The organism is Nocardia sp. NPDC102475 (assembly GCF_055584605.1).
Genome location: NZ_JBVJLS010000004.1, coordinates 122,187 through 135,694 on the forward strand (window position 1 = coordinate 122,187; position 13,508 = coordinate 135,694).

Annotated in this window: 11 protein-coding genes and 1 pseudogene; 9 read left to right on the forward strand and 3 right to left on the reverse strand. The window is 67.4% G+C overall.

What is annotated here, in order from left to right:
• Nucleotides 1–49: 49 nt before the first annotated feature.
• Complete coding sequence (locus ACZ60G_RS08785; RefSeq protein WP_387292870.1) at nt 50–247, reverse strand: hypothetical protein; 198 nt, start codon at nt 245–247, stop codon at nt 50–52.
• 263 nt (nt 248–510) lie between these two features.
• Between ACZ60G_RS08785 and recC the strand changes: the two genes are divergently transcribed.
• From recC to ACZ60G_RS08830, 9 genes and pseudogenes are all read left to right on the forward strand, one after another.
• Entirely contained in the window at nt 511–3,858 is a 3,348-nt protein-coding gene (gene recC / locus ACZ60G_RS08790; protein WP_465808591.1) for an exodeoxyribonuclease V subunit gamma, read from the forward strand.
• Nucleotides 3,859–3,979: 121 nt separating this feature from the next.
• Nucleotides 3,980–7,330, forward strand: a complete 3,351-nt coding sequence (locus ACZ60G_RS08795; RefSeq protein WP_465808593.1) for a UvrD-helicase domain-containing protein — start codon at nt 3,980–3,982, stop codon at nt 7,328–7,330.
• Complete coding sequence (recD, locus tag ACZ60G_RS08800; protein ID WP_465808595.1) at nt 7,327–9,207, forward strand: exodeoxyribonuclease V subunit alpha; 1,881 nt, start codon at nt 7,327–7,329, stop codon at nt 9,205–9,207. The genes ACZ60G_RS08795 and recD overlap by 4 nt, the downstream gene beginning before the upstream one ends.
• A 49-nt stretch (nt 9,208–9,256) precedes the next feature.
• Nucleotides 9,257–9,736: an RNA polymerase sigma factor gene (locus ACZ60G_RS08805; RefSeq protein ID WP_433621443.1), complete on the forward strand. Its 480-nt coding sequence runs from the start codon at nt 9,257–9,259 to the stop codon at nt 9,734–9,736.
• Complete coding sequence (locus ACZ60G_RS08810; RefSeq protein ID WP_465809149.1) at nt 9,736–10,350, forward strand: methylated-DNA--[protein]-cysteine S-methyltransferase; 615 nt, start codon at nt 9,736–9,738, stop codon at nt 10,348–10,350. Before ACZ60G_RS08805 ends, ACZ60G_RS08810 begins: the two co-directional genes overlap by 1 nt.
• 11 nt (nt 10,351–10,361) lie before the next feature.
• Nucleotides 10,362–11,080, forward strand: a pseudogene (locus ACZ60G_RS08815) (2OG-Fe(II) oxygenase).
• Between the two features lies 1 nt (nt 11,081).
• A complete protein-coding gene (locus ACZ60G_RS08820) occupies nt 11,082–11,336 on the forward strand; it encodes an Ada metal-binding domain-containing protein (RefSeq protein ID WP_465808598.1) in 255 nt (84 codons plus the stop codon).
• A gap of 63 nt (nt 11,337–11,399) precedes the next feature.
• Nucleotides 11,400–11,912: a methylated-DNA--[protein]-cysteine S-methyltransferase gene (locus ACZ60G_RS08825; RefSeq protein WP_465808600.1), complete on the forward strand. Its 513-nt coding sequence runs from the start codon at nt 11,400–11,402 to the stop codon at nt 11,910–11,912.
• Between the two features lie 47 nt (nt 11,913–11,959).
• Nucleotides 11,960–12,472, forward strand: a complete 513-nt coding sequence (locus ACZ60G_RS08830) for a mycothiol transferase (protein WP_397047279.1) — start codon at nt 11,960–11,962, stop codon at nt 12,470–12,472.
• A 40-nt stretch (nt 12,473–12,512) separates the two neighbouring features.
• Here ACZ60G_RS08830 and ACZ60G_RS08835 read toward each other — a convergent pair whose 3' ends face one another.
• Together ACZ60G_RS08835 and ACZ60G_RS08840 are read right to left on the reverse strand one after the other, a co-directional pair.
• Nucleotides 12,513–13,091, reverse strand: a complete 579-nt coding sequence (locus tag ACZ60G_RS08835; protein ID WP_465808602.1) for a DUF3558 domain-containing protein — start codon at nt 13,089–13,091, stop codon at nt 12,513–12,515.
• Nucleotides 13,088–13,477, reverse strand: coding sequence for a hypothetical protein (locus tag ACZ60G_RS08840; RefSeq protein WP_465808604.1), 390 nt, complete (start codon nt 13,475–13,477; stop codon nt 13,088–13,090). Before ACZ60G_RS08840 ends, ACZ60G_RS08835 begins: the two co-directional genes overlap by 4 nt.
• Between the last annotated feature and the right edge of the window lie 31 nt (nt 13,478–13,508).

Consider the following 13,508-nt stretch of genomic DNA (forward strand, 5'->3'; position numbering starts at 1 on the left):
GACGCTGTGGTAGGCGGCGTTGCGTGGTTGTACCGCAGCGTCTTTCGCCCTAGTGGAATGCGGCGTGCAATTCCTCGACGGTGCGACCGTTGAGGCGGTAGCAGTGGGCGAAGGCCTCGGCATGCTGATCGCGCGGCCAGGAGTGTAGGACGACGGTGCGACCATAGGAGCGCGAGTTGACCAGCTCCCATCTGTCACCGACCCGGCGGACCGTGAATCCGCCTCTCGGCATCAGGGGAATCACCATCGCCATCATGAACGCGAACCAGCCTTTCGTGCAGCTATCCCGTTCCTCCCCGGTTGAGCACTGTTGCACATCGACGCCCACGATCCGACATGACACGACGAAGTAAATCGTTCGCGTGTGGCTTATTTCACTCCCGCGGGAATGGGGCCGGGAGGTTGCGTGCTGGTCGCTGGGCGTATAAACGTGCGGAAGCGTCGAGCCGTGCGGATAGGCGACTTGACGCGCAGTGCGGACATACCGGACCAACCGACGAGAGGGCGCAGATGCCGCTGCACATACATCGTGCCGAGCGCGCCGATGCGTTGGCGGAGGCATTGGCCGCGCTGCTTGCGGAACCGTTGCCGGATGCCTTCGCGGCCGAGGTGGTCGCGGTGCCCGCGAAGGGTGTCGAGCGGTGGTTGACGCAGCGTCTGTCGACGGTGCTCGGCGTGTCCGGTCGCTGCGACGGTGTTGCCGCGAATATCGAATTCCCGTCTCCCGGTGCGTTGGTCGCCGAAATATCGGCGGCGGCGAGTGGCGTGCGGGCAGAGGCGGATCCGTGGGCGTCGGAGCAGGTCGTGTGGACATTGCTGCGGGTGATCGATGCGTCGCTGGGCGAACCGTGGAGTGCGGTGCTCGCGCGACATCTCGGGGTCGGGGAACCCGCCGGACATCGGGTCGGTCGGCGGTATGCGACCGCCGCGCATGTGGCGGCGCTGTTCGACAGTTATGCGGCGCAGCGGCCGGGGCTCATCAAGGAGTGGGCGGCGGGTTCGGATACCGACGGTGCCGGCCGTGCGGTCCCGGATGATCTGCGGTGGCAACCGGAATTGTGGCGGCGGTTGCGGGCCGAGGTCGGGGCGCCGAGTCCGGCCGAGCGGTTGGACGCGGCCTGTGCGCGGTTGCGGGACGCGCCGGATCTGGTGGATCTGCCTGGGCGTTTGTCGCTGTTCGGGGTGACGCGGCTGCCGAGCGATCAGCTGGCGGTGTTATCCGCGCTGGGGGAGCGGCGGGATGTGCACCTGTGGCTCGCGCATCCGAGCCCGGCGATGTGGACGCAGTTGAGTGGACTGCCCGCGGCGGTCGCGCGGGCCGATGATGTCAGTGCGACGGTGGTGCGGCATCCGTTGCTCGCGGGGCTCGGCAGGGATGTGCGCGAGCTCCAGCAGCGGCTGGTCGGTGCCGTGGATCGGCACCATGCGGCTGTCGGGTCGAATCAGGATGGCCGTCAGGAAGTTTCGGGCCCGACACTGTTGACCGCCCTGCAATCCGGGATTCGCGACGATGTGTGGCCGCCCGAACCCGCGAGCTTTCCTGACCGCTCCGTGCAGGTGCATTCGTGTCATGGACCGGCGCGACAGGTCGAGGTGTTGCGCGAATGCCTGCTCGGCTTGTTCGCGGCCGATCACACGCTGGAACCGCGTGATGTGCTGATCATGTGTCCCGAGGTGGAAGCGTACGCACCGCTGGTGCGGGCGGCGTTCGGGCAGAAGATGGTGGGATCGGTCGAGTCGGTGGGGGATTCGGCGCATCCCGCGCATCTGCTGCGGGTGCGGCTCGCCGATCGGGGGCGCGGGGTGACCAATCCGATGCTCGCGGTGATCGCGGTATTGCTCGAGCTCGCCGACGGGCGGGTGACGGTGACGCAGGTGCTGGATCTGGCGGCGTCCGAAACCGTCCGTCGCCGTTGCGGTTTCGACGACGACGATATCGAGCGGTTGCGCGAGTGGGCGGCCGAATCCGGCGCGCGGTGGGGTATCGGGCAGCGCCAGCGGCAGGCATTCGGGCTGGCCGACTTCGCGCAGAACACGCTCAATAGCGCGGTCGACCGCATCCTGCTCGGTGTCACCGCGGACGAATCTTCCGAGGACTGGCTGGATCTCGCGCTGCCGCTCGACGATGTGGACAGCAATGATGTGGACCTGGCCGGCCGGTTCGCGGAATTCATCGACCGGCTCGCGGTCTGCCTGCGCGACCTGCGCGGACCCCGTCCGGCGCACGAGTGGGCGGCGGTGCTCGGGCGCTGCCTCGAACTGCTCACCGATGTGCCCGACAGTCAGGCGTGGGTGCGCACCGAGGCCCGCCGTGAGCTGGCCGCCGCCACCGAGCATGCGAGTGATGTGCCGTTGCGGTTGGCGGATGTCGGTGTGCTGCTGTCGAGTCGGCTCGCGGCGCGACCGACCAGGGCGAATTTCCGGACCGGCGAACTGACGGTGTGCACGATGGTGCCGATGCGTTCGGTGCCGCATCGGGTGGTGGTGTTGCTCGGTCTCGACGACGAGATCTTCCCGCGCACCAGCGGCGTGGACGGCGACGATGTGCTCGCACGCAATCCACTGCTGGGCGAACGGGATGCGCGCAGCGAGGATCGCCAGCTGCTGCTGGATGCGGTGCTCGCGGCCACCGAGCAACTGCTGATCTTCCACACCGGCGCCGACCCGGTGACCGGTGCACATCGCCCGCCCGCCATCCCGGTCGCCGAACTGCTCGATGCATTGCGCGCGCACGTCGGCGCGGCAGGTATGGACGCGGTGGTGACCCGACATCCGCTGCAGGGCTTCGACCGTCGCAATTTCGCGGCCGAGCGCCCGTTCAGCTTCGATACCGTCGCCCTCGCCGGCGCGCAGGCCGCCGGACAACCCGCACAGCCGCGTCCCGTATTCCTGCCCGAACCGCTGCCCGCACTCGAACCCGCGGATGTCGCACTGGCCGACTTGATTTCGTTCGTCGAGCACCCGGTGCGGGCATTCCTGTGGCAGCGCCTCGGGCTGCGCGTTCCCGAACACGAAGACGACATTGCCGACCGGTTGCCCATCGAACTCGACGGTCTCGCGAAATGGGAGCTGGGCGAACGACTGCTGTCCGCGCGGCTCACCGGTGCGGATCCATCGACACTGCGCGCGGCGGAGTGGCGGCGCGGGACATTGCCGCCGTTCGGTTTCGGTGGTGCGGTGCTCGACGAGGTCGAATCGACGGTGGACAAGCTGGTGCGGGCGGCGCTGCCGGACTACGAGGGCGCGCCGCGCGCGGTCGATATCGCGGTGGATCTCGGCAACGGCCGTCGGCTCACCGGCACGGTGCCCGAGGTGCGCGGTGAATCCTTGGTCCGCACCACATTCTCTCGACTCGCCCCGAAACACCGCATTGCCGCTTGGGTTTCGTTGCTGGCATTGGCTGTCACGGAGGACCGTTCGTGGCGGGCGGTCACCACTGGTCGCGGCCAATTCGGCCGTCCCGCATGGCGTTCCGAAATCATGGCACCGGAACCACCTGCCGCGCTGCCGATCCTGCGTGAACTGGTGCGGCTACGTGATGCCGGTTTGACCGAACCGCTCCCGATCGCCCCCTCCGCTAGCGCGGTTTACGCCGAACGTCGCTTCCGCGGCTCGAACGCCGACGAAGCGGTGAGCGCCGCCGAACGCGAATTCAATGGCGGGCCCAACGGTCCCGGGCCGTTCGGTGACCACACCGACCGTCACCTGCGCTACATCTGGGGGCCTGCCCCTCGCCTGGAACACCTCATGGCTGCACCCGCGCCCGCGGGCGAGCCCGGGGAAACCACCCGCTTCGGGTCACTGGCTCGTCGCATGTGGGCACCGCTGTTGGCCGCCGAGAATCAGGGCCAGCCATGAGCCGGCCTACTCGTCGAACGAGCCAGCACCTCATTCGGCGCGCCTCCCGGATACGGGCGCGCGTCGGGTGGACGGTGGAGGCGAGCACCGGATTTGCCAGGCACGGAAAGGGGCGGCGGGGATGACCATCGAGGACACCGCATTCGCCACGCCCTCGCTGGACGCCGACCGATTCGATCCCAACGGGCCGCTGCCGACCGGAACCACCGTGCTCGAGGCGAGCGCCGGTACCGGAAAGACGCATGCGATCGTCGGGTTGGCGGTGCGGTATGTCGCCGAGATCGGGATCGATATTTCGCAGCTGTTGCTGGTGACGTTCAGTCGTGCCGCCACACAGGAACTGCGGGAACGGACGCGTGACCGGTTCGTCGCGGTGGCGGCGGCACTGGCCGATCCCGAGATGGCTCGGGCCCATGCCGATGAGCTGATTCGGCTACTGGCGCAGGCGGATTCGGCCGAGATACTGCTGCGGCGGCGTCGATTGCTCAACGCGCTTTCGGATTTCGATGCCGGGACCATCGCGACGACGCACAGTTTCTGCCAGCGAATGCTCGATGAGCTCGGGTTGGCGGGCGAACATGATCCCGGGTCGCGCTTGGTCGAGACGATCGATGATCTGATCGGCACGGTCGCCGATGACCTGTACCTGAACCGATATGCCCGTGCGGAGCCGCCGTTTTCGCTGAAGGAGGCGCATACGCTGGCGCTGGCGGCGGTCCAGGATCGCCACGCCGTATTGGTACCGAAGGGGGAGGGACCAGCGGGGGAGCGGGTCGCCTTCGCCGCCGCCGTGCGCGCGGAGACCGAGCGCCGCAAACGCCTCGCCGGACTGCGCGATTTCGACGATCTGCTGGTGCTGCTGCACGATGTGCTCGCCGATCCGGAGCATGGTCCGCGGGCCTGTCGCCGCATCCGTGACCGGTATCGGGTCGCCCTGGTCGACGAATTCCAGGACACCGATCCGCTGCAGTGGGACATTTTGCGGCTGGCATTCCACGGGCATTCGACCCTGGTGCTCGTCGGCGATCCGAAGCAGGCCATCTATGCGTTCCGCGGCGCCGAGGTGCTCAGCTATCTCGATGCCGTCGCACACGCCGATACGCGCAAGGAGCTCACCGACAACTGGCGCAGCGATGCGGGACTGCTCGCCGCACTGGATCATCTGCAGGGTGGTGCGGCATTGGGGCACAGGGAGATCACGGTTTACCCGGTCACCGCGACCCGCGGCTGGTCGCGACTGTCCGGACCCGACGAACTTACGACGCCGCTGCGGATGCGGTGTCTGCCGCGCACCGGTGCGGGCCCGTTGAACAAATCGGGATTTCCGGCGGTCGGGCGCATGCGGGCGAAGGTCGCCGATGATCTCGCGGCGGACATCGTGCGACTGCTCGAGTCCGGTGCGCTGTTCGAGGCGAAGACCGGACCGCGTCCGATCGGGCCCGGCGATATCGCGGTACTGGTGCGGACTCGATCTCAAATCGACGTGGTGCGAACCGCTTTGGATCGGGTCGGGGTTGCCTCCGTACTCGCGGGTGGCACCAGCGTCTTCGCCACCAGCAGTGCGACGGACTGGCTCTGGCTGTTGCGCGCGCTCGAACAGCCCCATCGCTCGGACCGTGTCCGCCTCGCCGCCTGCACACCACTACTCGGCGTGACCGCGGTCGAAATCGACAGCGGCGGTGCGGATCTTGTCGGCCGTATCTCCGCGCAACTGCGGGAGGCGGCCCGGCTGTTCGCGCGCGCGGGTTTTGCCGCGGTCTTCGAAAAGATCTCCGCCGAAGCGAATCTGGCTCAGCGACTGCTCTCGGTCGAGAACGGCGAACGCGAACTGACCGATCTGCGGCATATCGCGCAGCTGCTGGATCAGGTCGCGCTGAGCGAAGGTCTCGGTCTCACCGCGCTGACCCGCTGGCTCGCCGACCGCGTGCGCGATCCCGCCTCCGGATCGGTCGCCGACCGCAGCCGTCGCCTCGATCGCGATGCCGCGGCCGTGCAGATTGCCACCGTGCATGCCAGCAAGGGACTCGAATTCCCCATCGTCTACCTGCCTTTCGCGTGGGACAACGCGAAGAACCCGTACCCGCAGACCCTGCTCATCCACACCGACGACGGCGCCCGTGTACTCGATGTCGGCGGCCAGGACGCGTCCGGTTACGGCGAGCGCAAGCTGCGCAGTGAATCCGAGGAGGCGGGTGAGGAACTGCGCCTGCTGTACGTCGCACTCACCCGCGCGATGTGTCAGATCGTCGCCTGGTGGGCACCCGCGATCACCACGGCCAACGCGCCGCTGCATCGGATGGTCCTCGGCCGCCCGGACGGTGGGGATCTCGTGCCGAGTAAGGCGGCGGTGCCCGCGGATGCCGTTGCGGTGTCGATGCTTTCGGCCTGGGCCGCCGGTGCCCCGGAGGCCATTTCAGTAGAAGGTGTCGAGCACACCGATACGGTCGAGATCCGCCGCGTGCGCAGCGAACTCCCGACCGGAGCCATCGCCGCGGCGCACTTCGCCCGCAGCATGGACCTGCAGTGGCGTCGCACTTCCTATTCGGCACTGACGGCAGGTGCGCACGATGCCGCCATTCCCGAGGCCGAACCCGAGGACGACCGCGGCCCGTCCGACGAACCCGGTACGCCCCTGCTCGCCGAAACCGAACCCGCGATCGCCGATGCGGCCCCGTCCCTGATGAACTCGCTGCCCTACGGCGCCGAATTCGGCACCCTGGTGCACGGCGTGCTCGAGCGAATCGATACCGACGCACCGGATCTGGCCACCGAGGTGCACACTCGCTGCCATGCGGCCACCGAAGAGCTGATGGCCGAGGCCGATCCGGTGGTACTCGGCAACGCCCTGCTGTCCGTGCTGCGCACCCCGCTCGGATTCGGTTGTCTCGCTGACATTTCCACCCGCGACCGGCTCAACGAACTCGATTTCGAGCTCCCGCTCGCCGGCGGTGACCTTCCGGGTGCGCATACGGTCACGCTGCGCCGGATCGCCGATCTGCTGCGGACCCATCTCCTGGCCGACGATTCTTTGTCCAGCTATGCCGAGCACCTCGCGTCCCTGGACGACACCCCGCTGCGCGGCTACCTCACCGGCAGTATCGACGCGGTGCTGCGCATTACCGAAAACCCGGGCGCGGAACCACGATTCGTCATCGTCGACTACAAAACCAACCGCCTCGGCACCGGCGATCTCACCGTCGACCACTACACCCACGACCGCATGGCCGCCGAAATGCTGCGCTCGCACTACCCGCTGCAGGCCCTCCTCTACGCGGTCGCCCTGCACCGCTATCTGCGGTGGCGGCTGCCCGGTTACGATCCGACGCGCCATCTCGGTGGTGCCCGCTACCTTTTCGTCCGCGGCATGATCGGTCCCGAAACTCCGTCGGGCTGTGGTGTTTTCGACTGGAATCCACCGGCCGCGCTGATCGTCGCCCTGTCCGATCTACTGGCGGGGGATGCTGCCCGATGACGTCGATCCAGTTGGCGCAGCGAGGAACCGGGCTGCTGCGCACGTTCAACGAAGCCGGTGTGCTCTCCGCCGCCGACGTGCACGTCGCTCTTCGATTGGGCCGGATGGGCCGGGAAACCTCGGAAGAGGTGCTGTTCGCGGCTGCGCTCGCGGTGCGGGCGGTGCGTTCGGGTTCGGTCTGTCTGGAACTGCACCGGATGCGCGAAATCGGCGTCGATGCCGACGAAACCTGGGATGCGGGTGCGGGTATCGATCCGGCGACGTTGCCGTGGCCGGATATCGATGCGGTTGTCGCCGCACTGCGGGTCAGTCCATTGGTGTGTGGGGGACCGGCTGGTCCGTTACAGCCGTTGCGGCTGGTCACGGGGCCATTGCTCTATCTGGACCGCTATTACCAGCAGGAACAGACGATCCGCCGCGTCCTCACCGAGCGCTCCGGAGACCATCCGAAGGTGGATCCGGCCATCGTGCGCCGCGAACTCGACCGGCTCTTCGACGCCTCGGTCGGTGCGGCCCCGGACCGCCAGCGGATCGCCGCCGCACTCGCCGCGACGCACTGGACCACGGTGGTGGCGGGCGGGCCGGGTACCGGCAAGACCCACACCATCGCCCGCATCCTGGCCCTGCTCGACGCGCATCAGCAGGCGCATCCGAAGTTGCCCACACTACGCATCGCCATGGCCGCGCCCACCGGCAAAGCGGCCGCGCGACTGCAGGAAGCCGTGCGCGAACAGGCTGAATCGCTCGCGCTGCCGGAGCTGACCGCCGCAACCCTGCACCGTCTGCTCGGTTGGCAGCGCGGCCGGGCGACCCGGTTCCGGTATCACGAATTCAACCGATTGCCCTATGACGTCATCGTCGTCGACGAAACCTCCATGGTGTCGCTGACCATGATGAGCAGCCTGCTGGCCGCGCTGCGCCCGGATACCCGCCTGGTGCTCGTCGGCGATCCCGATCAGCTCGCCTCGGTCGACGCGGGTGCGGTACTCGCCGATCTCGTGGCCGGACCTGTTGTCGGCGAACCGAATCCGGTTCTCGAACAGGTGCTCGGTGCGGAATCCATTGTGGCCGATGATAATCCGGAGGCGCTGACCGATCTCGAGCGGACGCGGCTGCGCGGCGGCATCGTCCGGCTGACCCGTGGCCGCCGCTTCGGCGGCAAGATCGCCGAACTCGCCGTCGCGGTCCGCGCGGGTGATGCCGAGACCGCACTCGCACTGCTGCGGGCCGGCGGTGACGAACTCTCGCTCTGTACCCCTGAGGACACCGCATCCGTCCGCGCCGATGTGGTGCGCGCCGCCCGCGAGGTCGCCGCAGCCGCCCTCGACGGCGATGCGGCGGCCGCGCTGACCGCCCTCGAATCCCACCGCCTCCTCTGCGCACACCGCCAAGGTCCCTTCGGCGTCGAACGCTGGGACCGGATGGCCGGTGAATGGGCCGCTGCCGGTGGCGCGGGGCCGGACTCGCATCAGGCGCCGTGGTACCCGGGCCAACCCCTGCTGGTCACCGCCAACGACCACGAGGCGCGCATCTACAACGGCGATACCGGCGTGATCGTGCGGATGCCCGACGGTTCATTGCGTGCGGCCCTGCAGCGCGGCAGCGAACCCCATCTGGTGCATCCGACCCAATTTCCGGCCGTGGTCACCGTCTTCGCTATGACCATCCACCGCAGCCAGGGCAGCCAGTACGACACCGTCTCGGTCGTCCTGCCCGAACCCGAATCCACCCTGCTCACCAGGGAACTGCTGTACACGGCCATCACTCGGGCCCGTCGCCACGTGCGCATCATCGGTACCGACGACTCGATCCGCGCCGCCATCGACCGCCGCGTCCTGCGTGCCAGCGGCCTGTCGCGCACCCCGGAGTCACAGTGAGCCTGACCTGGGAATCTCACGTTTTCAGTGTCCCCGACGTCTACCCAGCGTGAGATTGCCTCCGTTCGAGGATGTGGTGGCCGAATACGGCCCGATGGTGCTGCGCGTGTGCCGGGCCGTGCTCGGTCCGACGGATGCCGCCGATGCCTGGTCGGAGACCTTTCTGTCGGCCCTGCGAGCCTATCCCGACCTCGACCCGAAGACGAATATCGAGGCATGGCTGGTCACCATCGCGCACCGGCGCGCGATCGATGTGGGGCGCGCACTGACCCGCGCACCCGTTCCCGCCGAAACGCTGCCCGAACGCACGGCACCCGATGCCGATCCGGCTGATTACGACCCCGATCTGTGGCACGCACTCGCGTCGCTGCCGACCAAACAGCGCCAAGCGGTGGCCTACCACTACCTGGCGGGTCTACCGCACGCCGAAATCGCTCAGTTGCTGGGTAATTCGACCGATGCCGCCCGTCGCGCCGCCGCCGACGGCCTCAAAACATTGCGCAAGCTCTACCCGAAGGATCGAACATGATGGCCACTATCGACCGGGATCCGGACGGCCTCTTCGACGGCCTGAACCCGAACTCCGCCGAGATCCTGTCCCGATTGCGTCGGCGGCTGGCCGCCGACGCCCAGGCCGCGGGCCTGCTCGACGTCGCCTACCGCACGCTGGACACTCCCGTCGGCACCTTGCTGATCGCGGCCACCCCTGCGGGCCTGGTGCGGGTCGCCTACCCCAACGAGAACCACGACACCGTGCTCGCCGCACTCGCCGAGCGCATCAGCCCGCGCGTCCTGGCCGCCCCGGCGCGTCTGGACGCCGCGGCACGCGAGATCGACGAGTACTTCGCCGGTGCGCGAACACAATTCGATCTGCCACTCGATCTGCGTTTGACCGTCGGATTCCGCCGCCAGGTGATCGAGCACCTGAGCGATATCGGCTACGGGCATCGCGAGAGCTACGCCGATGTCGCTGCGGCCGTCGGCAATCCGCGTGCGGTTCGCGCAGTCGGCTCGGCCTGCGCGCACAATCCGCTGCCGGTGGTCATCCCGTGCCATCGCGTGGTGCGCAGCGACGGTTCGATCGGCCAGTACGTCGGCGGCGTGACCGCCAAGACCACCCTGCTCACGCTCGAAGCGGCGTGAAAGGAGACGCAATGAAAACCCTTGCCGCACTGGAAGAACGAGTCGAAGCGCAGCAGTGGCACGATCTGACCGAGGAGATCGACGCCTTTGGTTGCGCCCAGACCGGCCCGCTGCTGAGCCCGGACGAGTGCGCCGAATTCGCCGCCATGTGGGCGGATCTGAGCCGCTTCCGGTCGACGATCGATATGGCCCGCTATCGATTCGGCCAGGGCACCTACCGGTACTTCGCCGATCCGGTCCCCGCACCGATCATGCGGCTGCGCAGGGCCTTCTACCGCAAATTACTGCCCATCGCCCGCGCGTGGGCCGACCGACTCGGCGACCCTACGCCATGGCCCGACGATTTCGACGATTGGCTCGACGCCTGCCATGCCGCAGGGCAGCTAAGCCGACGCCAATTCTGTTGCGCTACACCGAAGGTGACTGGAACGCGCTGCACCGTGATCTCTACGGCGAGCTCGTCTTCCCGCTGCAAGTCGTGATCGGCCTGGACCGCCCCGGCATCGACCACACCGGCGGCGAATTCCTCCTGGTCGAACAACGCCCGCGCGCGCAGTCCAAGCCGACGGTCACCATCCTGGAACAGGGCCACGCACTCGTCTTCACCACCCGAGATCGGCCGACCCCATCGTCGCGCGGTTGGTCCCGCGCTCCGATTCGACACGGCGTGAGTCGAATTCGCAGCGGCCACCGACACACCCTGGGTCTAGTTCTGCACGACGCCGAATGAGATGTACACCCTGACCGATGCCGACGGCCGCCCGTATCCCAGCCCCACCCCGGGCCGGTACGGCGGTCATCGGCGCGGGAAGCTGTACGGCCGCCTCGACTGCCCGTCGGCCTTGCGAGCCTTGGCGCGCGGCCACTACCGCGCCCACCGTGTCTTCTTCGCCGACGAACAAACCGCCATCGCCGCCGGTTACCGTCCGTGTGCGGTCTGCCTGCCCGCCGCGTATGCGGCATGGAAAGCCGACTCCGGCAGGTGATCTCACGTTTCGGCGCTGGGGAGCGTCTACCTGATGAAAGCTCGATAGAGAGGGAGCAACATCATGTCCGATACCGCCATCGCACGACTGGTGCACGGCTCGACACTGGGCAATCTGCTGATCGAAGCGAACCAGACCGGTGTCACCCTGGTCGTGTTCACCGATGAGCTGCCGACCGGACCAACTGGCGAAAACACCACGGCGCGTGAGCATTTGGAAACCGCCGCAGACCAACTCGACGAATACCTCACCGGCGAACGCCGGCAGTTCACAGTACCGATGGACCTGACGGATATGAGCGCGTTCGATCGAGAAGTTCTGCAGACGCTCGAGGCGACCACGGGATACGGCCGGACAACCACCTACGGTGCCTTGACCCGGCAACTCGGCCGCACTCCCGCCGACGCCCGCAAGATCGGCGGCGCGCTGGCTCGTAACCGCCTGCTGATCCTGCTCCCATGCCACCGCGTGCTCGGGGCCGACGGATCCCTGACCGGTTACGCGGGCGGGCTACCCGCCAAACGGGCCCTGCTCGACCTCGAATCGGCCGAACTGCTGCTGCCGCTGGGCGGATGACGGCGCGATCGGGAATATCGGCGGCGACTCTGTGCTTGCATGAGGTCATGACGAGCGCTGAGTTGTTGGTCGATGCCTTCGGACGGGTGCGGGAGAATGTGCACGGCGCGGTCGAGGGGCTCGGACAGGACGAGTTGGCGGCGCAGATCGATCCGGACGCCAACTCCATCGCCTGGCTGATCTGGCATCTGACCCGGGTGCAGGACGACCACATCGCGGACGTGGCAGGACTGGAACAGGTGTGGACGGCGGCGGGCTGGGCCAAACGGTTCGACCTGCCCTTCGCCGACGAGGCGACCGGCTACGGGCACCGCGACGGGGAGGTCGCCGAACTCGGCGGGATCTCCGCCGAACTGCTGTTGGGTTATTACGACGCGGTGCACACGCAGACGATCGACTACGTAACCGGACTCACCGATGCCGACCTGCCCCGCATCGTCGACACCCGCTGGGATCCGCCGGTCACTCTGGGTGTGCGGCTGATCAGCGTCGTGGACGACGATATCCAGCACGCCGGCCAGGCAGCCTTCATTCGCGGAGTTCTGCTGCGCCGCCGGTAGTTGGGCCTGGCTGAACCGCAAAATCCACGCCGCGAGATCGTCAGCTGTCTCGAGGGAGGAAGGGGACGACGGCTCGGGCGATTTCGGTGACGTTATCGCAGGGGGAGAGTTTGCGGGGGTGGAGGCCGCGGGGGTCGTCCACGAGGATGTAGAGGGAGCCGGATTTCATATCGATATTGATGGTGCAGCCGCCGGGGACGTCGGGGCGGGCCTCGTAGCGTAGGGCCTTGCGGCCGTCGATGGTGAGTTCGGTTGCGGTGGGGAACTTTTCGCGAACCTGGGCGAGAGTTCCATTGGTCGTCTGGACGCGGAATGTGTACGTGCTCTGCGTGACGTACAGGCAGCCTTTCCACTGGAAGTTGCCCGTCGAATCCTGCTTGGGCGTGGGGGTGCGGGCATTCCATTGGTGTTCGGAGAGGAACTGGGGGGTCAGCGCGGTGCAGGGATCGAATGCTGCGTTCGGTGTGCTGGACGGCGTGGCCGAGGTATCGGAAGTGACTGGTGTGGCGGACGTCGAGGTCGACGTGGAGTTGCTTCCGCCGCCGCATGCCGCGAGGACGATGGCCGCAGCCGTGATCAGCAGCGCCGCTATCGCCGAGCGCTCGGCGCGGATCCTCATACGCGGATCTGCCGTATCCGGCGGGCGAAGTCTTCATCGGTGCGCTCATAGGCGTCACAGATGGTCTTGAACAGGGTCTGGATCTCCGTGGCGACCGCGATGTAGTCGCCTATTGTGTCGTAAGCGTTGTTCGGGCCGCCGAATGCCTTCTCCCTGAACAATTTCACCAGCTCGACGGCCGAGGTCAGGCGCGGGTTGTCCTCACCGAGTCCCCAGGTCGACCGTTCGCCGAGTGCACGCGCGTCATTCTGGACCGTGGACAGGTCGATGATCAAGTTCTGGCAGGCCGCGTCGATATCCAGAAACGCCTGCGGTTCCATCCGCACCTTCAGCGCCCCGGTCTTCGCATCCTCGATATACCCGCCGAACGCGCTGTCAACAGCCATAGCGATCGCCCCTTCAACTAGTCCCGTCTGA